This is a genomic window from Chitinophaga sp. 05T412, from assembly GCF_056396465.1.
This window is the reverse complement of record NZ_JBFTLN010000007.1, coordinates 194,427-216,554: the sequence shown is the minus strand read 5'-3', so window position 1 is coordinate 216,554 and position 22,128 is coordinate 194,427. Positions and strand designations below refer to the sequence as shown.

The 22,128-nt window shown below is 47.2% G+C and carries 24 protein-coding genes; 13 read left to right on the top strand and 11 right to left on the bottom strand.

The genetic code is table 11. The annotated features are described in order from the left end of the window. Window positions 1-81 precede the first annotated feature (81 nt). On the top strand, window positions 82-1,260 hold the full coding sequence (locus tag AC1DFM_RS17290) for a serine hydrolase domain-containing protein (RefSeq protein WP_477077988.1): 1,179 nt from the start codon (window positions 82-84) through the stop codon (window positions 1,258-1,260). 98 nt (window positions 1,261-1,358) lie between these two features. Here the strand turns inward: AC1DFM_RS17290 and msrB are convergent, their stop codons facing one another. The 4 genes from msrB to AC1DFM_RS17270 all read right to left on the bottom strand — a co-directional run bounded on the left by msrB (window position 1,359) and on the right by AC1DFM_RS17270 (window position 3,581). Continuing rightward, window positions 1,359-1,874 (bottom strand): peptide-methionine (R)-S-oxide reductase MsrB, encoded by a 516-nt coding sequence (gene msrB, locus AC1DFM_RS17285; RefSeq protein ID WP_477077987.1) that lies wholly within the window; start codon window positions 1,872-1,874, stop codon window positions 1,359-1,361. 107 nt (window positions 1,875-1,981) lie between these two features. After that, window positions 1,982-2,371, bottom strand: coding sequence for a DUF302 domain-containing protein (locus tag AC1DFM_RS17280; protein WP_477077986.1), 390 nt, complete (start codon window positions 2,369-2,371; stop codon window positions 1,982-1,984). Beyond that, window positions 2,358-2,912, bottom strand: a complete 555-nt coding sequence (locus AC1DFM_RS17275; RefSeq protein WP_477077985.1) for a carboxymuconolactone decarboxylase family protein — start codon at window positions 2,910-2,912, stop codon at window positions 2,358-2,360. The genes AC1DFM_RS17280 and AC1DFM_RS17275 overlap by 14 nt, the downstream gene beginning before the upstream one ends. Before the next feature lie 108 nt (window positions 2,913-3,020). Next, window positions 3,021-3,581: a TetR/AcrR family transcriptional regulator gene (locus AC1DFM_RS17270; RefSeq protein WP_477077984.1), complete on the bottom strand. Its 561-nt coding sequence runs from the start codon at window positions 3,579-3,581 to the stop codon at window positions 3,021-3,023. A 200-nt stretch (window positions 3,582-3,781) separates the two neighbouring features. Here AC1DFM_RS17270 and AC1DFM_RS17265 point away from each other — a divergent pair, with 200 nt between their 5' ends. The 4 genes from AC1DFM_RS17265 (at window position 3,782) to AC1DFM_RS17250 (ending at window position 6,452) form a co-directional block, all read left to right on the top strand. After that, window positions 3,782-4,225 carry a hypothetical protein gene (locus AC1DFM_RS17265; protein WP_477077983.1) on the top strand — a complete coding sequence of 148 codons (444 nt, stop codon included), beginning with the start codon at window positions 3,782-3,784 and terminating at the stop codon, window positions 4,223-4,225. Window positions 4,226-4,341: 116 nt separating this feature from the next. Then, window positions 4,342-5,475, top strand: a complete 1,134-nt coding sequence (locus AC1DFM_RS17260; RefSeq protein ID WP_477077982.1) for a lactonase family protein — start codon at window positions 4,342-4,344, stop codon at window positions 5,473-5,475. 127 nt (window positions 5,476-5,602) lie between these two features. After that, on the top strand, window positions 5,603-6,028 hold the full coding sequence (locus tag AC1DFM_RS17255) for a VOC family protein (protein ID WP_477077981.1): 426 nt from the start codon (window positions 5,603-5,605) through the stop codon (window positions 6,026-6,028). A 34-nt stretch (window positions 6,029-6,062) separates the two neighbouring features. Continuing rightward, the gene (locus tag AC1DFM_RS17250) at window positions 6,063-6,452 is read left to right on the top strand and encodes a YdeI/OmpD-associated family protein (protein WP_477077980.1); all 390 of its coding nucleotides are present in this window, start codon (window positions 6,063-6,065) and stop codon (window positions 6,450-6,452) included. A 73-nt stretch (window positions 6,453-6,525) separates the two neighbouring features. Here the strand turns inward: AC1DFM_RS17250 and AC1DFM_RS17245 are convergent, their stop codons facing one another. Then, complete coding sequence (locus AC1DFM_RS17245; RefSeq protein ID WP_477077979.1) at window positions 6,526-7,176, bottom strand: HAD family hydrolase; 651 nt, start codon at window positions 7,174-7,176, stop codon at window positions 6,526-6,528. 71 nt (window positions 7,177-7,247) lie between these two features. On the opposite strand from AC1DFM_RS17245, the gene AC1DFM_RS17240 reads away from it, so the two are divergent. Together AC1DFM_RS17240 and AC1DFM_RS17235 are read left to right on the top strand one after the other, a co-directional pair. Next, window positions 7,248-8,342 carry a serine hydrolase domain-containing protein gene (locus AC1DFM_RS17240; protein ID WP_477077978.1) on the top strand — a complete coding sequence of 365 codons (1,095 nt, stop codon included), beginning with the start codon at window positions 7,248-7,250 and terminating at the stop codon, window positions 8,340-8,342. Window positions 8,343-8,468: 126 nt separating this feature from the next. Continuing rightward, on the top strand, window positions 8,469-9,623 hold the full coding sequence (locus tag AC1DFM_RS17235; protein ID WP_477077977.1) for an SGNH/GDSL hydrolase family protein: 1,155 nt from the start codon (window positions 8,469-8,471) through the stop codon (window positions 9,621-9,623). Window positions 9,624-9,628: 5 nt separating this feature from the next. Here AC1DFM_RS17235 and AC1DFM_RS17230 read toward each other — a convergent pair whose 3' ends face one another. Further along, the gene (locus AC1DFM_RS17230) at window positions 9,629-10,507 is read right to left on the bottom strand and encodes an AraC family transcriptional regulator (protein ID WP_477077976.1); all 879 of its coding nucleotides are present in this window, start codon (window positions 10,505-10,507) and stop codon (window positions 9,629-9,631) included. 155 nt (window positions 10,508-10,662) lie between these two features. On the opposite strand from AC1DFM_RS17230, the gene AC1DFM_RS17225 reads away from it, so the two are divergent. The 4 genes from AC1DFM_RS17225 to AC1DFM_RS17210 are packed head-to-tail and all read left to right on the top strand — an operon-like array spanning window position 10,663 to window position 15,647. Next, complete coding sequence (locus AC1DFM_RS17225) at window positions 10,663-11,433, top strand: SDR family NAD(P)-dependent oxidoreductase (RefSeq protein WP_477077975.1); 771 nt, start codon at window positions 10,663-10,665, stop codon at window positions 11,431-11,433. 10 nt (window positions 11,434-11,443) lie between these two features. Continuing rightward, the gene (locus tag AC1DFM_RS17220; RefSeq protein WP_477077974.1) at window positions 11,444-12,778 is read left to right on the top strand and encodes an alpha-L-fucosidase; all 1,335 of its coding nucleotides are present in this window, start codon (window positions 11,444-11,446) and stop codon (window positions 12,776-12,778) included. Further along, complete coding sequence (locus tag AC1DFM_RS17215) at window positions 12,775-14,016, top strand: enolase C-terminal domain-like protein (protein WP_477077973.1); 1,242 nt, start codon at window positions 12,775-12,777, stop codon at window positions 14,014-14,016. Before AC1DFM_RS17220 ends, AC1DFM_RS17215 begins: the two co-directional genes overlap by 4 nt. Continuing rightward, window positions 14,013-15,647: a sodium:solute symporter gene (locus AC1DFM_RS17210; protein WP_477077972.1), complete on the top strand. Its 1,635-nt coding sequence runs from the start codon at window positions 14,013-14,015 to the stop codon at window positions 15,645-15,647. Before AC1DFM_RS17215 ends, AC1DFM_RS17210 begins: the two co-directional genes overlap by 4 nt. A gap of 148 nt (window positions 15,648-15,795) precedes the next feature. Here the strand turns inward: AC1DFM_RS17210 and AC1DFM_RS17205 are convergent, their stop codons facing one another. Continuing rightward, window positions 15,796-16,473 (bottom strand): DUF2625 domain-containing protein, encoded by a 678-nt coding sequence (locus AC1DFM_RS17205; protein WP_477077971.1) that lies wholly within the window; start codon window positions 16,471-16,473, stop codon window positions 15,796-15,798. A gap of 178 nt (window positions 16,474-16,651) precedes the next feature. Between AC1DFM_RS17205 and AC1DFM_RS17200 the strand changes: the two genes are divergently transcribed. Continuing rightward, window positions 16,652-17,215: a hypothetical protein gene (locus tag AC1DFM_RS17200; protein WP_477077970.1), complete on the top strand. Its 564-nt coding sequence runs from the start codon at window positions 16,652-16,654 to the stop codon at window positions 17,213-17,215. A gap of 121 nt (window positions 17,216-17,336) precedes the next feature. Here the strand turns inward: AC1DFM_RS17200 and AC1DFM_RS17195 are convergent, their stop codons facing one another. The 4 genes from AC1DFM_RS17195 to AC1DFM_RS17180 all read right to left on the bottom strand — a co-directional run bounded on the left by AC1DFM_RS17195 (window position 17,337) and on the right by AC1DFM_RS17180 (window position 21,130). Next, entirely contained in the window at window positions 17,337-19,049 is a 1,713-nt protein-coding gene (locus tag AC1DFM_RS17195) for a GMC oxidoreductase (RefSeq protein WP_477077969.1), read from the bottom strand. Between the two features lie 11 nt (window positions 19,050-19,060). Next, complete coding sequence (locus tag AC1DFM_RS17190; protein WP_477077968.1) at window positions 19,061-19,612, bottom strand: gluconate 2-dehydrogenase subunit 3 family protein; 552 nt, start codon at window positions 19,610-19,612, stop codon at window positions 19,061-19,063. 203 nt (window positions 19,613-19,815) lie between these two features. Beyond that, window positions 19,816-20,520, bottom strand: a complete 705-nt coding sequence (locus tag AC1DFM_RS17185) for a hypothetical protein (RefSeq protein WP_477077967.1) — start codon at window positions 20,518-20,520, stop codon at window positions 19,816-19,818. A gap of 91 nt (window positions 20,521-20,611) precedes the next feature. Then, window positions 20,612-21,130 (bottom strand): DinB family protein, encoded by a 519-nt coding sequence (locus AC1DFM_RS17180; RefSeq protein ID WP_477077966.1) that lies wholly within the window; start codon window positions 21,128-21,130, stop codon window positions 20,612-20,614. A gap of 212 nt (window positions 21,131-21,342) precedes the next feature. Between AC1DFM_RS17180 and AC1DFM_RS17175 the strand changes: the two genes are divergently transcribed. Further along, window positions 21,343-21,981, top strand: coding sequence for a GntR family transcriptional regulator (locus tag AC1DFM_RS17175; protein WP_477077965.1), 639 nt, complete (start codon window positions 21,343-21,345; stop codon window positions 21,979-21,981). The last annotated feature ends 147 nt before the right edge of the window (window positions 21,982-22,128 follow it).

The window sequence follows — 22,128 nt, the reverse complement described above, 5'->3', positions numbered from 1 at the left end:
GTTTTTATATTGCTCAAATCCGGATATGAGTAGGTGAAATCCCACTGAAGGCGCAGCTTTGTGAGAAAACCCATTCTCCACATGATCAATTGCTCCAACGCATTCCGCAAAGGCTTATATCTGCTATTAGTGCCATTATTTTTTTCGTGTAGCACTACACGTACTCCCCGAACCGTCGCCAAAGTAACGCCACAGGATAGTGTATGGGGGACCGCCAATATCGCCGCTTTTGAAAAGGAAATAGCGCAGCTGCGGGAACACTATCACATTCCCGGCATCTCTGTGGGCATCATGAACGGGCATCAGTTGATCTGGAAAAAAGGATTCGGCTACGCAGACAAAGAACGCCAGATTACACCGGATGAAAATACAATCTACCAGGTGGCATCTGTCACCAAAACATTTGGCTCCATTATCCTGATGCAGCAGGTGGAGGCTGGGAGAATCAGCCTGGATGATCCTATCAGTAAGTATAAGATCAATCTGGGCGCCCGCTGGGGAAGTGATCCGAAAATCAAAATTAAGCACCTGCTCACGCATACGGCAATGGGAACGGCCTTAAAAGGGTTCAAACCGGGATATAAATTCCGTTACAACGGCGCCTGGTATCAACAGTTGGGCAAAGCCATTGAGCAGGCTTCCGGTAAATCGTTCGGCGAGCTACTAATGAAGGAAATTGTGGTGCCGCTGTCGCTTAAAAATACGGCCCCCAGCACCGACGATAGCCTGAATTTCGCACTCACCGGATATGATAAAGCCGTGTTTATGCAGCGTGTCGCCAAACCATACGATTGGCAACACCAGCAAATGGTCCCCATCACTTTCAATTACCAATTTGGCCCCGCTGCCGGTATCATGAGCAGCGTAGCGGATTTGGGAATTTATTCCAATGCTATTGACGACGGGAAATTCCTGCAGGATACTACGTGGAAACAGGTATTTACGCCTTTTGTTACGCCCAAAGGCAAACACATTCAATATGGTCTTGGCTGGTTTATTGGCCACTACAAAGGCCTCAAAGTGGTATGGCATACCGGCTGGTGGACCGGCTATTCCGCGCTTTTTGTAAAAGTGCCGGAGAAAGATCTCACGTTTATTGTGCTGGCTAACTCACAGGACCTGAGTCGTCCGTTTTATCACCTCATGCGGATAGGCCCCATGGGATTTTATCGTCCTTTTAAGCGCAACCTGAATAAGCGCCTGGATGCGTCGGATTTTGGAAAGGCGTTTCTGGAGCATTTTGTAAAGCAGAAAGCATAAAGCAGAAAGCACAAAGCTATTGTAGCGAGTAGATATCCGCAATAATCACTCGCTACAATAGCTTTGTGCTTTCTGCTTTATGCTTTCTGCTCAAAAAATCAGTGCGCTCCCGGATCTGGCTCAAAGTCCATCGAAACGGAGTTCATACAAAAGCGTTTATGCGTAGGCGGTGGACCATCATCGAAGATGTGCCCCAGATGTGAACCGCAACGTTCACAAAGCACTTCGGTGCGTTGCATGCCCAGGGAATTGTCTTCTTTGTAAATGACGCTATTGGCTCTCAGTGGTTCGAAGAAGCTGGGCCAGCCACAGGAGCTGGCAAACTTGGCATCCGAACGGAAGAGAGGATTACCGCATACGGCGCAGTAGTAGCTGCCTTTTACGTCTGAATCCCAGTATTTCCCGGTGAAGGGTCTTTCGGTAGCAGCTTCTCTGGAAACGGCGTAAAGGTCCGGGGGCAATACTTTTTTCCATTCAGCATTGGTAACATGCAGTTTGCGCGTGTCTGTTCTGGAGTAATATGGGTTCTTTTCCATGGGTTCTTTATTGCCCGTCTGGCTATGGCAGGCAATCTGCGAAGCCAGGATCAGTGTTAAAAGAAATATCGGTTTCATCTTTTTTGACGATTGATAAGGTACCTAAAATTACGGATTTAAAGCCGTATGTCCGTTGTTCTCTTATTAGACGGAGATAACAGTAGATCCTTACAAAAAAGAGGTATTTATACCGTTTTCCGCAGCTGTGCCACTATGAGTTCCACTTTTACATGCAATTCTTTTCCCAGCGTGTCCAGGCCTTCATAACCCTGAAAATGTGTTGTTGGATGGAAGTAGCTGAGGGTAGTTCCTTTGTCCGTGGCCCGTAACACCAGTTTCAGCGGTACTTCAATCACTGCGGTGGGGTCCTGGTCCAGCAATTGTTTCATATATACCGGGTGGAAGAACAGTAATTGCCGCACGGGGCCAATCTCGATTTGCTGAGAGGCCAGGATTGCCTGTGGGTTGATTTCATGGAGCAGCAGGAAACCGTTGTCGGTGATGGCGGTTCTGGCTTGGGACAGCGCCGTTTCAAAAGGCCGGTCCAGTAATACGGTGATATTATCTGTTTTCATGGGTATTGTCATTTAAAGGGTGAGCAACAGCGGGCCAGTCAATCGGGGTGCCGGCTACAATGTTTACGTAGTTGCTGAAAATGTTGCGTACCACGTTACCGATAATTTCGAGGACTTCTCCTTCTGTATAGCCGGCTTCCTGCAGCTTTTGTACATCATTGGGCGATAAGCTGTTGGGCGCTGCCAGCAGCTGATGGGTAAATGCGAGGCCTGCATTTACTTTAGGGTCCACGGAATCCATCTTTCTGGCATCCAGCTGGTCGGCTTCTGATAAGCCGGCTTTGGCGCCCGTGTAGGTATGTGCGGCCAGGCAGTAGTTACAGCCGTTGTATTCGGCTGAGGCGAGGGCAATTCTTTCAGCCATGGGAGCGCCGAGTGTACCTTTGCGAAGTGCATTGCTAAGCTGTGCATAGGCTTCCAGGGTGGCGGGCGAATGGGCCATTACACCGTACATGTTGGGTACACGACCCAGCAGGCGATTTACCTGGGAGAGTACGGGTTGCGCCGCTGCGGGGGCTTCCGTTAAAGAGAGTGGTGACATTGTTTTCATGGTTTAGATCGTTGGTTATAGACAAATTTGTCTATAATGAATTTAAAAAATTACCCGTAGCTACGGGCATTGAAAAATAGGGTGGTGGTGAGCAGGTAATTAAGCCATGGCAATCAGCCGCTTCACCATTTTTTTAGCCGTTTTTACCGGCCATATTTCTTTATATACTTTGCTTTCTACAATAGCGCCTTCAAACAGCAGGTAAATGGTGTCTGCCGTGCCTGCAGCCGCCTGTCCAGGGATAGCAGTCAGCAGCTGATGCAGGTAGCGTCTCAACTTCCGCTTATGTTCCAGCACCTGTTGTTGCATCTCCGGCTGTGCATCGCCAATTTCTGCCAGCATATTAATAAAGCGACAACCTTTAAAACGCTGTAACGGCAATTGTTTTTCCAGGAAGTCAAAGGTCGCCAGCAAACGTTCTTCCGGACCTGTTTTTTGTTCCACGACGGCGGTAATTGCTGTAAACCATTGCGTCCTGGCTTCTTTCAGGTAGGCCAGTCCCAGTTCCTCCTTGGAGCCAAAGTGCGTATAAAGACTCGCTTTAGCAACACCCGCTTCTTCCAGTACCTGGTTGATGCCGGTGGCGTTGTAGCCCTGTTCATAAAACAGGCGGCCCGCAGTGGCCATGATCTTTTCCTTTGGATTACCTGGTCTTGCCATGATGTAACAAAGCTAGTCAGAAAAATAATAATAGACAAATTTGTCTATTATTATTTTTTCGGGAGATGATTACCTTGTGGAGGTGGCTGCGCTCCGCTTTTTTAGCAAAGGAAAAAACAGCTGGTCCCCTCGATAAATAAAATGTGGTCCCCTATAGCTATCAACGTTGGTGATACTTTTGCGTATATAAATTTGAAAATATGAAAGACTCAACAGGATATCCTCAGTTAATCTTGCGTTTGGCACTGGGAATCGGCTTTATCTTGCCGGTAATGGACAGGCTGGGTATGTTAGGCGCCCCCGGATCGGAGGCGGTGGCGTGGGGCGACTGGCCTCATTTTATTGCCTACACAGAAACGATACTCCCTTTTTTGAATAAGCCACTGGTGAATGTAGCTGGTGCGCTGGCTTCCACTGCAGAAGCTATATTCGGGATTTGTTTGATTTTGGGATTCAAAACCAAACAGGTAGCCTTTGGCAGCGCCATACTCACCTTAACCTTTGGCATCTGTATGGCGCTGTTTTTAAACATTCATGCGCCATTTAAGTATCCGGTATTTGTTTTCGTAGGCGCAGGTTTTGTGCTTTCCGGCGTTCCCAGATTTAAATGGAGTCTGGATGATGCACGTTTGAAGCAACACTAATCCATCGGAGGGAGACAACGTTATCAGGAAGAATAATAATAGACCATTTCGTCTATTATTATTTTTTCGGGAGATGATTATCTTGTGAATTCATTTCACAATTAAATCTGTTGCCCGTGTCTCGTAAACTTTGTTGTCTTGTTACTGCCGCATTACTAGTGGGTTTGCTGGCCAATGCCCAGCAGTATTATCTTTTTGTTGGAAGTTATAATCGGGATAAAGAGAAAGAAGGGGTGTACCTGTATCGCTTCAACGATCACACCGGCGCCTTACAGCCCGTGTATGCACTGAAGGGTATTCTGAATCCTTCCTTTCTGACCATATCCCCCAACGGCAAATACATTTATGCCTGTTCAGAATCGCAAACGCCTGATATTGGAGGCGTGAGCAGCATGGCATTCGACAGTACCAAAGAAACACTGACCCTGCTGAGCCGGCAGAGTAGCGGAGGCGACAATCCTGCCTATGTGGGTGTAGACAAAGCTGGCAAATGGCTACTCTGCGCCAATTATACCGGTGGTAGCCTCTCCATTTTTCCGTTGGAGGCAAACGGGCACATCGCACCCGCCCGCCAGACGATCACATTCCGCGACAGCAGTATTTTACCCCGTCAAACCAGCTCGCATATACATGCCGCCGTATTTGCGCCAGACAACCACTACGCATTTTTCCCCGACCTGGGCGCCGACAAAATCAGGGCATACCAGTTATTTCCTGACCAGCCGGCCCCGCTGCAACCCGCCACGCCGCAGTATACGGTTACTGCCCCGGGCAGCGGCCCCCGTCACCTTACGTTTCATCCTACCTTACCTTATGCTTACTGCATCAACGAAATAAGCGGTACCGTCACCACCTATCGTTATCATCCCGGCCGCCTGGATAGTATACAGGGTATTAGCGCCCACCTGCCATCACCCGCAGCGGACTACAACGGCGCTGACATTCACATCTCCCCAGATGGTAAATTTTTATATGCCTCCACCCGCGAGGATGCCAATATGATTTTTATTTATGCTATTCATCCGCAAAAAGGTACCCTGAACCAAGTCGGACAGGAGTCGACCCGGGGCGCACATCCACGGAATTTTGCGATTGACCCTACCGGCAAATTCCTGCTGGTGGCAAATCAACGCAGTGGCAACATCGTGGTATTTAAGCGGCATCCGAAAACCGGCCTGCTCACCGCCACCGGGACGGAGGTGAAGGTATTGAACCCATCTTCCCTGCAAATAAGGGCCTATGCCAGGTAAAAGGAGGCCATCAAAAAAAAATTAAAATAGCAAATCACTGCTGACATAAGGTTGTCATAACCCCAAAATACCTTTGACTTATCAAACACAAAAGCAAGATTATTAAAACCCATAAAAACCCGGAAACATGAAAGAAACATCAATATTACGTGGCCTCGCAACGATCAGCTTTTACGCATCAGACCTGGAAGCAGCCAAACAATGGTATGCCAACTTCCTCGGCATGGAACCTTATTTTAACGTTCCCGGCTATACGGAGTTCCGCGTGGGCGACTATCAGCATGAGTTAGGTATCATTGATAGCAAATATGCCCCTGAAGGCGCTGCCACACCAGGAACCGGCGCTATTGCCTACTGGCACGTAGATGATCTGAATGGAACCCTCGATCGCCTCCTGGCCGCCGGTGCCAGATTGTATGATGAAATTACTGACCGCAGCGGCGGAAAAGGCGCGTTCGTAACCGCTTCTGTAGTTGATCCTTTTGGAAATATCCTCGGCATTATGACGAATAAACACTACCTGGAAATACTGGCTGCTAAAGCAAACCAATAAACAATCCATACCCTCACCCAATAACTGCTGCACAATGGAAACGAACAAAGGTCAGGAAGTATTTTATGCCAAAAACAGGCAACAATGGCGTCAGTGGCTGGAAAAACACGGCCAGTCAAAAAAGGAAGTTTGCCTTATTCTGTACAAAAAAGACAGTGACACGCCCAGTGTCAGCTATCCGGAGGCAGTAGAAGAAGCACTCTGCTTCGGATGGATCGACTCCCTGACCAACAAGCGGGATGAAGACAGCCGGTACCAACGGTTTTCACCGCGCGGCCCTAAAAGTAACTGGAGTAAATCCAATGTGGATAGAGTAGAGAAATTGATTGCAGCAGGACTCATGACCCCTCACGGCCAGAAACATGTAGATATTGCGAAAGGGAATGGGAAATGGGATGCAGCGATCGCAGCTGTGAACAAATAGCTGCCGGCATTTTAGCCAATGCGGCGGAGAGGATAAAATATTGGTCTTCGCTGCATTGGCTAAAAGCTAACTGCTAACAGCTAAAAGCTGCTCCTAATGCTGCTACCGTTGGGAATATAAAATCAGGTGCGGCAGTAGTTAACTCATTCGTACTACCGTATCCGTAGCCTACGCCAATGCAGGCAATATTGTTTTTCTGCGCCCCGATAATATCATGTTTACGATCGCCAATCATAATGGTGTTTTCCGGTGTTAACTGCTCTGTGTCGAGTACATAGCGGATTAAATCTCCTTTATCAGCCCGGGTGCCATCCAGTTCACTGCCGTAAACGGCCGTAAAATAAGGGGCCAGATCAAAATGATCTATCACTATGTGGGCAAAAACAATCGGTTTCGAGGTTGCTACAAATAAGCGGCGTCCCTGCTGTTGCAAATTGGTCAGCAACTCCGGGATACCTTCATAGCGTTGATTTTCGTAAATACCGTTGACTTTAAAATACTCCCGGTAGGCATTTACCGCCTCCCAGGCCTGGGCTTCTGAGAAGGAATAATATGTCATAAATGACTCATGTAACGGCGGACCAATGAACGGAATGAGCCGGTTCAGATCTGTTTCCTCAATCCCCGCTTTCGCCAGCGCATATTGCACTGATTTGGTGATCCCAATTTTAGGATCTGTTAAAGTACCATCCAGGTCGAAAAGCACGTTATTATATCTTATCATGACCGCAATTTAATGCATCCTGCGGACGTTGTATAACTGAACTTACTGCTGTTATTTATACCTTTGATGTCATGAAAAAAAAATTACTTTTTTGTTGTATGTTGAGTTGTGCTGTTGTGTTGTTTCCTTCCTGCGGCAAAAAAACTGATACGCCAATCACACCTACTACGCCGACTACTCCCACCACACCTACCACGCCAAAGTCATATACTGATGTAGAGGAAGCCTTAACGGATGCCGTTAACAAAGAGTTTGGAGCGCCATGTTATGCTATTGTTCAGGTAGATGGAAAAACAGTTATTTCCAAAGGATATGGTGGATTTGAGTCTACTACCGTTAAGCCTATTGCTTCCTGCTCCAAATGGTTATCTGCAGCGGTTTTAATGAGCCTGGTGGACGACGGAAAATTGCAGCTGTCGGATACTATTGGCAAATACCTGCCCATCTTTACCACTTACAAGAAGGGAGCCATTACCATGGCCCAGCTGTTTTCGCATACCTCCGGTTTCCCCGGCGCATCTGCACAGGGCTATGAGTCGGATGTATTCACCACGCTGGAAACGGCCACCAACAACATTGCAGCTAATGTGCCATTGCAATACGCACCCGGATCTACCTTTGAATATGGTAGTGTGAGTATGCAGATTGCCGGTCGCATTTGTGAAGTAGTATCCGGCAAAAGCTGGAAAACACTGGCAGATGACAAGCTATTTACGCCATTAGGCATGACCCACACTAGCTACGGAATTACTAACAATCCGAAAATCGCCGGCGGCGCCAGCAGTTCCCCGGACGATTACATGCTTTTCCTGTATATGATTATGAACAAAGGAGTAGCTGCCAATGGGAAAAAAATATTGTCTGAAGCCGCTATTACTGCTATGGAACAGCCGCAAACCAGCAGTGCTACTACCTTCGTGTCGTCCCCTTATCCGCTTGACTTACTCACCTCTAAAGGCGTGTATGGTATTGGCAACTGGCGCGATGTGACCACTCCGGATGATGTATTGATTGAAAACAGCAGCCCTGGCTTATTTGGTAGCCACCCCTGGATAAACCGCGGCAAAAAAATAACCGGATTTATCTTTACCTATATCGAGAAGAACGGCTACTACACTACGATGCCTGCTTCCCGCAAGATCCGGCTCATGCTGAGAAATAAATAATTTTAGCATAAAGCATAAAGCAAAAAGCTATCGAAACGCTCTGGTCAATCGTTTCAATAGCTTTTTGCTTTCTGCTTTATGCTTTCTGCTCTCAGACAACTATATTTACGAAATAGATTCACCGTTATGAAAAGATTTGCATGGCTGCTGTTGAGTATAGCCATTACCGTTACTACACAGGCACAGGAGCCATTTATCACCACTTATGGTCACCTCGATAATGCGCTGTATAACATCAGTTCCGCCAGGAAAGCCACTGTCACCTTTTTGGGCGGCTCCATTACCAATATGGAAGGCTGGCGCGGAAAAGTGGGTGATTATTTGTCTGCCTCCTGGCCTGGTACTGCCTTTCGGTATATCAACGCAGGTATCCCGTCGCTGGGAAGTTTGCCACATGCCTTCCGTTTTAAACAGGATGTTGCCGATAAAGGGCAAACAGACCTGCTTTTCATTGAAGCAGCAGTAAACGACCATTTAAACGGTACCAACGAAATTACCCAGCGCCGGGCCATGGAAGGGATTATCCGCCATGCGCTCCGCGTGAACCCTAAAGTCAATATCGTGTTGATGGCTTTTGTGGATGAAGATAAAATGGCCGATTACCATGCCGGTAAAATTCCCCTGGAAGTGCAGGTGCACGAGGATCTTGCTAAAAAATACCACCTGCCTTTCATTAACCTCGCTAAAGAAGTTACCACCCGCATTGATGCGGGCGAGTTTAACTGGAAAGATKATTTTAAAGACCTGCATCCATCTCCCTTCGGACAAAATATCTACTTCAACGCCATCAAACGCTTGCTGGAAAGTGATTTCAGCAGACCCGTGCCTAAACACCCGGTGGCGTTTAAATTGCCTGCACCTGCTGATCCGCTGAACTACGAAAATGGTAACTATGGAGATGTGCACCRTGCTACCGCCAAAAATGGTTTCAGGGTAGTAGAGTCCTGGGAGCCCACCGATAACGTATCTACACGGGAAGGCTTTGTGAAAGTACCGATGCTGGTATCTGAAAAAGCCCATGCTACTGTTACATTTGCCTTCACAGGCCGCACCATTGGTGTGAGTGTTTTATCCGGACCAGACGCTGGCGTGATCACCTATCGCATTGATAACGGTCCCGCACAAACGAAAGATATCCGGACACAATGGAGCAAAAGTCTTTATCTGCCCTGGTACCTGATCCTGGGCGATGAGCTGTCGCCCGGAAAGCATATCCTGACTATTGAAACCGGTGATGCGGCAGCTGTAACGAGGATCGTACATTTCCTGGTAAACGGATAAAAGCGTTACCCCATATGGGAAACCTCTTTCTTATATTCCCGGGGTGTTTTGCCTTTTATTTTTTTGAAGAAGCGATTAAAGTGGGTGGTATTGTTATATCCGCATTTGGCCGATAGTTCCATCATAGGCATTTCCTTTTCCTGTAACAGCCGGCAGGCATAGCCAATTCTTAATTCATTCACAAAATGAGTAAAAGATTTTTGTGTCCTGCTTTTGAAAAAGCGACAAAAAGAATGCACATTGATGCCCGCTACGGCGGCTATTTCAGATAAAGGGATATCTCTTTTGAAGTGACGGAAAATGAATTTGAAGATATCATCCATCCGGGACTGATCTTTATCATTGTACAGGTTCACATAGTTAGGACTCGCCAGCAACCGGCATTCTTTGGCCGACATCATGCTTTGGAGTAACGTAATAAACGTGATGGTTTGCGGAAGGTCTTGCTGCTGCAGCATTTGCCGCATGAGCGCCACGATATCCGCTTTGGCCTTGCCGTAAAATTCGATGCCCCGCTGCGATTTCTTCAGCCAGGCTTTCACATGACTGATATTGCCAAATGGCGCCAGGTGCTCCAGCAATAAATCCGGTGAAACATACATGGCCAGCGACCGTGCCTGCAATTGATCTTTTCCTTCGAAATATTTTTGTTCATTATGCCACACATGCGGTGTTCCCGAACCAACAAAAATCAGTTCCCCGCTTTCAAAATAAGTGACATTGTCACCAATCATGCGGCGCCCCGCGCTTTCTACCACATATACCAACTGGCATTCATCATGAAAATGAAATTCGGTAGAAAAGTACGGCTGCGTAATTTCCTTTACCTGGTATACGCGCTCTTCAAGGGCTTTATCGCCCGGTATAGCAAAAAGTGGCTTCATATTATCTGCCTAAAATAATAAAAAACAAGAATAAAGTCAAAATAGTGTTTATTTAAGTCAATTTCACGGGGATGAGCTACCTTATTGATGATTACTTTTGAAACCGGATGCTAATCGATCCTGCATGTCGGATATTTTCCACGGAAACAATAGGAATGATGATACTGAAGAACAAAATAGTGCTGATTACGGGAGGCGCATCCGGCATAGGAGCCGCCTGTGCATTGAATTATGTGACAGAAGGGGCTACGGTAGTGCTCCTCGATAAAGATGCCGCTGCGTTGCAGTCGATGGAAGCACAACTGGGCAAAGGCCATCTGTTTATCAACGCCAATGTGGCGGACAATACCGCTGTACAAACAGCCATCAACCACACCTTGCAAACTTACGGCCGGCTCGATGCCATTCATAATAATGCCGGCGTTGCCAGTCCTGCTAAATCGCTGGACGACACCACCGAAGCAGAATGGGACCTGTTGATGAATGTCAACCTCCGCAGCATTTACTATACTACCCGCCATGGCCTCGCTGCACTGAAAGCAACCAAAGGCTGTATCCTCAACACCAGCAGCCTGGTAGGGGAAATAGGACAGGAGCAGCATGCCGCCTATGCAGCCACCAAAGGCGCCGTTAATGCGCTCACCAAAGCCATGGCATTAGATTACGCGCCTTATGGGATACGCGTCAACGCGGTAGCACCTGCCGGTGTATGGACGCCCATGCTGCGGCAATGGAATAAAGAACAAGCCGATCCATCCCGCATGGAACAATACCTGGACCAGATTCATGCCCTGGGCTATTGCCCCGAGGCGACAGAAATTGCCAGCGTATGTGCGTTCCTGTTATCCGATAACGCCCGCTTTGTAACGGGCACTATTATGCCCGTGAGCGGTGGCGCCGAACTAGGTTATAAACGAACACTATAAATTCCAACTAATGAAACGTATTGCCATCTTATGTTTAATGCTGTTAACTTTCAACAGCTACGGGCAAACCAATGCCCAGCTAGACCCGAAAATACTGACCAGCAAAGCGGTTATGGATCAGTTCATGGACCTGCGTTTCGGCATGTTCATCCACTGGGGACCCGTTACCCTGCGGGGCACGGAAATCGGATGGTCCCGGCATAACCAGGTCCCTGCCAGTGATTACGATACGTTGTATAAAGCATTTAACCCTGTGTTGTTTAATGCCGACGAATGGGTGAAAACCGCCAGCGACGCCGGTATGAAATACCTGACCATCACCGCGAAGCATCACGATGGATTCTGTTTATGGCCATCTGCCTATACAGACTATAATATCATGTCTACTCCCTTTAAAAAAGACGTGGTAGGATTATTAGCCAAAGCCTGTAAAAAATATCATATCAAATTCTGTATTTATTATTCTGTTTTGGATTGGTATAATGAGTACTATCCTTTCGATAATACCGTTGATGCAACAAAGGACCCACGGAAAAAACCAGATATGGAAAAGTATGTAGCCTATATGAAAAACCAGCTGAAAGAACTGGTGACGAACTACGATCCTTACATGCTTTGGTTCGATGGCCCCTGGGAAACTGTGTGGACACCAGCCATGGGACTGGACATCTATACTTATCTCAAAACGCTGAAGAAAGACCTGATCATCAACAATCGTTTGGGTAAAACGTTTGCAGGCACAGAAGCAGTGGGAACATCCAACTTTCTGGGCGACTATGATACACCGGAACAACGCATTGGCGGCTTAAACATGGATACACCCTGGGAAACATGTATGACCATCGCCGAACAATGGTCCTGGAAGCCTAACGATAAAATGAAATCATTAAACACCTGTTTGCAAACGCTGGCGAAAGTAGCTTGTGGTAACGGTAACCTGCTGTTTAATGTCGGCCCACGCGCTGATGGACTGATAGAACCCGCACAGGCCGCGCGTTTGAGAGAAATGGGACAATGGCTGAAACAATACGGCGCTGCTATTTACAATACCCAGGGTGGTCCATACTTTCCTACTGATACGTATGCGGCTACACGCAGTGGTAAAAAAGTATACGTGCATATTTTCAAACCGGTAGATAAATTAACACTGCCTGCCATACCAGGTGTTAAAGTAAACAAAGCTTATGTGATGAAAGGCGCTGCTGTTCATTTATCACAAACCAGCGAAGGTATTACCCTCACGTTACCCGCAGTATTGCCTGATGTGAATGATACCGTGATTGTATTGGAAACAGATAAATCTGTGGCAGATATCGCCCCTATAAAAACAGTGAACATAAAATGATTAAAAAAATCGTAGTAAAAGATGCCCGTTTTCCTTTGTCGGGTGGTGCGGGAAGTGATGCTATTCATCAGAATCCAATTTACTCCTACGCAGTTGCCTGCCTGTACGATGAGAAAGGCAATTGCGGTACCGGCCTCGCATTTACGCTGGGAGCGGGGAATGAGCTGGTATGTGCCGCTGCCCGGTTTTATGGAGAACAGTTGATAGGGAAAGATATCAATGAAGTGATGGCCACTTTTGGCGAATGGTTCCGCCTTCGTTCCGATGAGCAGCAATTCCGCTGGCTCGGGCCTCACAAAGGGGTGGTACATCTTGCATTGGCCGCTGTCACCAATGCCTGTTACGATTTATGGGCCAAACAACAGCAGGTGCCTTTATGGCAACTGCTGTTGAGCCTCACACCGGAGCAGTTGGTGAATACCCTGGATCTCTCTTACCTCGAAGAAGTATTACCCCGGGAGGAAGCCGTGGCTTTATTAACGGATATGCAGCCTTCCCGTGAATCCCGGGAAGGTATCCTGAAAACGGGATATCCGGCCTACGATACGTCTGCCGGCTGGTTCAACTATTCTGATGATCAGCTGGAAGCCAACTGTAAACGTGCACTGGACAAAGGCTTTAGCGCACTGAAATTAAAAGTGGGCGCAAAAGACCCGGACACGGATATACGAAGAGCACATATTGTAAGAAATACTGTCGGCGATCAGGTCAAAGTAATGGTAGATGCTAATCAGCAATGGAATCTGCCGCAGGCATTAGCGATTGGTAAAAGGCTGGCAGACATCCGTCCTTACTGGATAGAAGAGCCTACTCACCCGGATGATGTGCTGGCACATAAAATCCTGGCAGATGCTTTGAATCCTGTGAAGCTGGCATTGGGCGAACATGTACCCAACAAAGTGATCTTTAAAAATTACCTGGAAGCCCGCTGTGCCGGCTTTATCCAGGTAGATGCCGTGAGAGTGGGAGGCGTCAGCGAGTTCCTGACCGTAAGTTTGCTATGCAAAAAATACGGCGTACCGGTGGTGCCACATGTGGGCGATATGGGGCAGCTGCATCAGCATCTGGTGCTGTTTAATCATATCGGTATGGGACATGAAGCCTTGTTCCTGGAGCATATTCCTCACCTGCGTTCACACTTCACACATCCTGCCGAAATCAGCAGCGGATTTTACCGCACACCTGAAATACCCGGCAGCAGTTGTGATTTGCTGGCGCTTAATACATTTCCCGGATGATTTCTACAACAGATACCATCATCAGCATTTGTTACGTGGCCTTTATTGTGCTGCTGGGATTCTGGGCCGGATGGTCGGGGAAGAAAGGCAGCAATGAAGCCGGAGAATATTTCCTGGCGGGCAAATCCCTTCGCTGGCCTATGATAGGCATGGCCTTATTTGCCACCAATATTTCGTGTTTGCATCTGGTAAGTCTTGCCCAGAGCGGATTTGACTCTGGCCTGCTGGCAGGTAATTTCGAATGGATGGCCGCTTTTACGCTGATATTACTGGCGCTTTTTTTTATTCCGTTTTACATACGTTCCGGCGTGGCTACTTTGCCCGACTTCCTGGAGCGGCGGTATAACCGCGCGTGCCGCGACTGGCTCGCGATTGTATCTGTGGTATCAGCGATTGTTATTCATATTGCCTTTTCTTTTCTGGCAGGGGGTATTGTGCTGGAAACTTTGTTCGGCATCAATATGTTCACCAGTATCATCATGATAGCAGTGGTGACAGGTGCGTATACTATTGTGGGAGGACTGCGTGCGGTGGTAGTCACGGAATCCGTGCAAACCGTGGTATTGCTGGCCGGCGCCATTATCATCACGGTATTGTCGTGGTGGAAAGTGGGTGGATGGCAGCCGGTGATGACGGTATTACACGAGCAACACCAATTGAGTAAACTCTCCATGTTGCGGCCGGCGGGTGATCCCGATGGATTGCCATGGTATGCCGTATTTCTGGGATATCCGGTGATTGGCATCTGGTATTGGTGTGCGGATCAAACCATTGTACAGCGCGTGTTAGGAGCAAAGGATGAAAACCATGCCCGTACCGGCGCCTTGTTCTGTGGATTTATCAAAGTGTTGCCGGTGTTCATTTTTATCTTGCCCGGTTTGTTAGCCTATGTGTTATATAAACAGGGGGCGCTGGATTTGAGCGCCCTGCAGCAGGCCGATGGCAAGCTGCATACCAAAGGCGTTTATTCACTGATGATTACTAAACTGGTACCACCGGGATTGGTGGGGGTGCTGGTAGCGGCGTTGTTATCCGGTTTGATGAGTCAGATTTCCGGCGCGCTGAATTCTATTGCTACGCTGGTGAGTTATGATTTATACAAAAGATATCAGCCGGCGGCTACTGACCGGCAACTGGTGAAATGGGGCCGTATCTCGGCCGGTTTGGCGCTGTTGTTGTCCATTGGCCTGCTACCCCTGCTGAATCAGTATGAGAGCCTTTTTAACGGTATTAATGACGTTATATCGCATATTGCGCCGCCTATTACCTGCGTGTTCCTGTTAGGGGTGTTCTGGAAAAAGGCTTCTGCTATTGCCGCACAATATACCTTATGGATAGGCTCCGCTTTAGGTGCAGTAGTATATTTTACGGGCAAATTATACCCGGAAGGACTGCTGAGTCATACCTCTCCTTTGCTGGTAGCTTTTTACCTGTTTGTTGTTTGTGTGGTTTTGCAGATAGGCCTTTCTTTGGCGTTTCCGATGAAGCATACAACAGAAAGCAGTCGCCTGTACTGGGAAAGTCCGTTGGCGCCATTGCGAGCCAAAGGCTGGCCGGGACTGGCGAATTATAAAATATTGTCTGGAGCCTTGCTGGGCGTTATGGCCGTGCTGTATTGGATCTTTAGGTAAGCAGAAAGCAGAAAGCAGAAAGCAAAAAGCTATTGTAGCGAATGATTATAGCGGATTGATATACGCATTGGTCATTCGCTACAATAGCTTTTTGCTTTCTGCTTTCTGCTTTCTGCTTCATTTGTTGAATCATGGCTAGCGGTGATGATTAGTGTCCATGTTGCTGCCGGAGGTCCATTTGCAGTGACCATAATTCTTCCATGGGCACAGGTTTTTTACTGACTTTTTCCAGGTCTTTTCCTTCTTTGGTAAACAGAAAGGGGTAGAAGCTAAAGCCCTGGTTGCCGGTCATGTCACTGATATCCTGTTGCCAGTTATTCCATCGGTATTGCTCATAGAAACCGGCAATATCGCCGGAGCAGCAAAAACGGATAAATTCACTGTAGCCTATTTCCATGTTTTCCCATTCCAGGGTATCCGGAGCAAAATAGAATACGCTGCCGATACCTTCATTCATGGCCAGTCCGCCGTTGTTGACGGCAAAGAATCCGCCCAGTACATCATCGGCAATCAATAAAAAAGAAGGTTGTTCTCCTGTTTGTGTATATGATTTGCCATCATTCCAGCCGGGTAAGCTACGATCCAGCTTTTCATGACCGGAACCCAATACCCTGATCCATCCATGATCTACCAGCAGTCCGCCGGTTTCGTATATAATGGCGCCCATAGGGGAGCGTGTAGTGACCTGAATTTGATATAAAGCATCTTCCGCGCGGGTGCTATCTTTCGGCAGTATCTCTATTTTATTACTGCCTTGTTTAATCCAGTCTTGTACCAACGCCCAGCCGGGTTCTGTTGTATTGATCAGTTCATTTAGAGGTCTCATTTTACGAATTTGTGCATTTACAATAACAGGGAACATCCATAGGAGGCTGATAAACAGCAAAAAAGGAACGTTTCACCACGGCTGCAAATTACAGCAAAAGATGCAGCCGGCGGGTAATTAATTGCGGTGGGAGTGATAAAAAAGAGCGTTATCTTTATACTAATAATACCCCACCCCTATGAATAAGATCACTTTTGATACTGCAGCTTTTGTCAGAACGATTTTGTTTTTTGCGATGTTAACCGCAGGCTGGACATTCGGCTGCACTTACTTCAGCAAACCTTACAGCGAAAACTTTTTCATCAGTGGCCTCGGCTTCCTGGTTATTTTCCCGTTGTCTGTGTATTTGGGCATGGGCAGAGGAAAGCTGAGCGCATTAATAACTACCCTGATAGCGACTAATTTGGTATTTGTGATTGAAACATTTGCGATAAAGCAGGTGATGGAGTTCGTGTCACCAACTTCCTCAATTCCGAATGCAGTAGTGAACTCTTTCTTCATAGCCTTCTCCATGACCATCATATTTGACAGGTGTTATGGGGTGAGGTTTGGTTATCCCACCACAGGCCTGGTGTTTGTATTTCTCCTGTTGGCATACTACCTGATCAACAGATACCAGGATAGCCCTGTAATGTTGTTTGATATCAAACCTGTCTACGCTATGTTCATTGTCTTTCATGGGCTGATGTTGATTCCGCTGGCCGTTGGATTAAACATTGATAAGGTAGAAACGGAAAGCTAGCAGATGTTAGAACGGTTAAGCATTGATATTATAAAAGAACATGTAAAGTTGAAAAAAGAGCTCTAATAAGAAAGCGGGTGCCTCCAACATGGAGACACCCGCTTTCTTTATTGAAAATCATTTATATTTCTCCTTTCTTCAGTTGCTTCACTGCATAATCCACTGCCCTGGCGGTCAACGCCATATAAGTCAATGAAGGATTTTGAGTAGACGTAGAGGTCATGCAGGCGCCATCGGTAACAAATACATTGGTGCAGGCATGCAGCTGGTTCCATTTGTTGAGCATCGATGTTTTAGGGTCCAGTCCCATGCGTACACCGCCCATTTCGTGGATATCCAGTCCCGGCGCCTGTTTGGAGTCGTGGGTCTTGATATTGGTGAAGCCGGCTTTGGTATACATTTCCGTCATCTGTTCAAAGAAATCTTTCAGCATTTTTTCGTCGTTATCATCGTAATCCAGATCGATGTTGATCACCGGAATGCCCCATTCGTCTTTCCGTTGCTGATCGAGGGTAACGGTACTTTTCTCTTTAGGAATGGTTTCGCCCATCATGTGAGAGCCCACATACCAGGTATCATTGGGTGTGCTGTTAAACAACTGATCCTTCAGGTTTTTACCAAATCCGTTGGTATCAGTATGGGAGCCTCTGCCACCGTCAAATCCGGCTGCATAGCCACGGAGGAAGTCTGTTTCCTGTTTGTGTACATTCCGGAAGCGGGGGAGGTAAGCGCTGGTAGGGCGTCTACCATCGGTGGTGCTGTCTTTGAAACCTTCATACTCACCGGAGATGCGTCCGCGGTAATTATGAAAGGCAAAGTACTTGCCCAGGGTGCCGCTATCATTTCCCAATCCATTCGGGAAGCGGTGAGAGGTAGAGTTGAGTAAAATGAGGTTGGTATTGACCGCCGCCGCATTCACGAAAATAACGTTGGCATAATACTCCATCATTTCTTTGGTGTTGGTATCTACTACGCGTACGCCGGTGGCCTTTCCTTTCTGTTCATCGTAGATGATGGAATGCACTACCGAGAAAGGACGCAGGGTGAGATTACCGGTTTTCTGCGCCCAGGGCAGGGTGGAGGAGTTGCTGCTGAAATAGCCGCCAAACGGACATCCACGCTGACAAAGATCTCTTTTCTGACATTGACCTCTGCCCTGATCCAGGTGTACCTGTTGTGGTTGTGTCAAATGCGCACAGCGGGCGTATATTACCTGACGGTCTTTATAATTGGATTTTACAAAGTCTTTGAAATAATTCTCCACGCAGCTCAACTCCATAGGGGGTAAAAATTCACCGTCTGGGAGGTGAGCAATACCATCTTTATTGCCGGAGATGCCTACAAATTTTTCTACGTAGCTATACCAGGGCTCCACGTCTTTATACCGGATGGGCCAGTCGGTGGCGAATCCATCGCGTGCCGGACCTTCGAAGTCGAAGTCGCTCCAGCGTTGCGTTTGCCGGGCCCACATCAACGACTTTCCACCTACCTGGTATCCGCGAATCCAGTCGAACGGCTTCGGTTGCCCGTAAGGATGATCATTGTCTTTTACGAAGAAATGCATGGCATCTTCTTTAAAAGCATAGCAGCGGCTGATAGAAGGATTGGCAGCTCTGATGTCTTCGGGTATTTGTCCGCGGTGCGGAAACTCCCAGGGGAACTGGCTGGTAGTAGGATAATCTTTTAAGTGCTTCACATCGCGACCTCTTTCGAGTACGAGTGTTTTCAATCCTTTCTCTGTAAATTCTTTTGCTGCCCATCCGCCGCTGATGCCGGAGCCAATAACGATGGCATCAAACGTACGGTTTTGCAGACTGGTATTATTATTACTCATGTTGTGATTCGTTAGGCAGTCTTCCGGGTAATGGGTTTCAGTGGTACGCATCCTTTATAGCGTCCGGGTACCAGCTCATAGATGTTTACATTGGTAAGGAAATATTTAGAGCTGGTATAGGCCTGGATGGTCAGGTGTTTGGTGGTGTTATAAAAGAAGGCCACCTCGTCTTTGTGATCCCGGTTGGCTTCCATATTGGTGAGCAACGCTTCCCGTTGCGGAGCGGTACATTCCAGGAAACTACGTCCGTTTAACTTTTTGCAGGCGGCTTCAAAAGCTTTCAGGCCGCTGAGCCATTGTTGCTGGTCTTCTTTTTTGTAGCAGTCGTCCATCATGATCAGGGTGAACAGGTGGGCGGACAATGCTTTGGCGCCGGGTGTGGTAGTGGCAGGAATAATCGTTTCCACGAGTTCAGCCAGCATTTTTTCCTGGTCGCCGTCTACGGATATATGCTTTAGTTCCAGGGAAGCCCTGCTGGTATGTTGCAGGCAGGCTGGTAATATGGCCATGCCGGCGGATACCCACAGCAATTGCTTGATTGCTGCTCTTCTGTTCACTGCCATTGATGAAAATTTTGAGTATTAAAACGGGAAATGATCCACATTTATTTGATAAAATAAAGTTTTGAAAACAGATTTTGACGGAGCGGAAAGCGGCAAACCTGCGGCAACAGGTGTKGGTATGCAATTGGCTAACGTGAAAACCGGGTTTAAATATAAAGGAATCTATGATTTTTTACAAAGATTCTCCTGGGAATTGTGGTGATTTAATCGATAGTGGCAACGAGGGGTGGGACAGGTTTTTTCTTCAGTGAGCAGTTGAAGAAGGGAGTGATACGGTTACCGATGCGGTTGAACAGACCGATTTGCACGATCCGGCCGCCTTTGGCGATATTAACCAATCCTATCTGCACTCCTTTTCCGGTGGTAATTCTATTACATATTCCTGCAATAGCAACACCGCGGAAGTTGTAATATAAATTAAGGATACCGGTGACTTGCACTCCATCAGTTCGTCCGCCAACGGCCATCACGCCGTTAACGCCCACGCCTTTCAGCTCGGCCGCCATACCACCGGCACTGAGTGAAAGCCCTTTCAAAATGGTATTAGATCCAGCGGTGCTATCCTGGAATACGTCACGCTTCCCGGTCTCCACATTTTCTTTGGTAGCGGAGAAGGGATTCATTACACCATATCCAAGCGCTAACATCATTAAAAATACCTGCAATGGCGCCACATCAACGTTAATTCCCTGTATGGTTAGACTGTCTTTGCTTGACCAGCTGATAGCCATCAATCTCAATGCCGCGCCGTTAATGGTGGTGGGTTTGTTGACAGGTGTAGTCCATGCAATATACCGCGTGTGATGTTTTTTGGGAATGGTATCCTGCTGTTGTCGGGTGCTGTCCTGTGCTGTCGCGCAGGCATATAAGTACAGGAATAACAGGGATAGGGAAACGCGTTGTAGCATACAGTTGATTAAATGTGATCAGTTTTTGTGGCATAAAAATAACGGAGCAATTGCTGCTCCGTTACAAATAATCGTTATCGCGGCAAGTGTTTTATTTCACGCCTTTTTCCGGATTCCACCAGCCTTTTTGCTTCCGGATAAATAACATCTGTCCAATATGATATGCGTTGTGCGCACTGATATGGGCAATGATGGAATAATGGGAAGATAGTGTTTTTTCATCAGCTTGTTGAATGGCTTGTTCCCAGGCGGTGAGTACACTGTCCATTCTTTTTACGGTGCCGTCCCAGGCTGCTTGCGTAGAAGGGGCAAAGGTGGCGTCATTATCTCCGTTGAATGGCGCGGTGGTTTCTCCGTTGAATTTGCGAAGCTGGTCGAGGTCCCAGTAAATAAGGTGGTTCGTTAGCTGCGCAATGGAGTGGTTGCCACTGTTGTCTTTCCAGTTGGCCTGTTCGGCTGTTAATCCTTCTATGGCAGTGTTTACAGGTACAAACCAGTCGGCTTTATTATGCGTGGTTTTGAATTGTTCCAGCAGAATATCTTTCGTCGTGGTTTGGCTGAAGCAGCAATAGGTTGATAACAGTAATGGTAGTACGAAAATTTTTCTCATAAGTTTTTAAATTGGGGAGTTGACTAAATATACTTATTTTTTCAATGTGAGTTTAGGGAGATGGGGATACGCCGGCTGTACCGTAGCTTAAATAGTAAACCGATATGACCAGGCCCTTTTTAACGTTTGTAGCCGGGAATGGGTGTCCCTGATGAAGAGATCTTTAAAAAAATGTTTACTTTTGAAAAAAAAATTCGTTTACATTATTTACTATGAAAACAGACTCATTAGCCAATAAAGTATATGTAGAACTGCGCCGGAAGATACTTTCCAATCAATTGGTGCCGGGGATGCGATTGAAAGAAGACCTGTGGGCCAAGAAGATGGAGGTAAGCCGGATGGCTGTCAGAGAAGCGCTGACCCGTTTGCTGGGGGAAAACCTGGTGGTGTTTGGAGAGAAGGGTGGCTACTTTGTTAAGTCCATGAATGCAGACGATATCAGGCAGATCAGGCAGTTAAGGGAATTGCTGGAACTGGGCGCTTTACGCCTGGCGATACAACGCAACGAAACGGAACATATCCAGGCACTGGAAAAAATCTGTGACGACTTTACCAGCATGGTACAGAATGGCTACCTGGGCGGCGCCTGTGAAGCGGACATGAAGTTTCATGAAACCCTCATTGCCAGCGCCTGCAACGATAAACTCATGGAGCTGTACCAGTTCAGTAACATTCCATTGTTTCATATGAAGCTGGGCAAAATGCTGCAGCAAATGGACGACTACGCCCAAACCGACGCAGAACACCGGCAAATTGTCACCGCGTTGAAGAATAAAGACCTGAAACACGCGGAAGAAGCGCTGGTAAAGCATCTTATACGCGGAGAACTCACTACCCTGGAAGTAGAATAACCCCTTTTCCCCAATGCCCCGGACAAGAAAATAATTTCTCTCCGAAATTTTTAAAAACATTTTTTTGTTTACAAAATAAAGCTATATTTGTAAACATGATCCACGCGCATGTGCAGCAATGACCAATAGGAAGAATGGCGCGTGAAG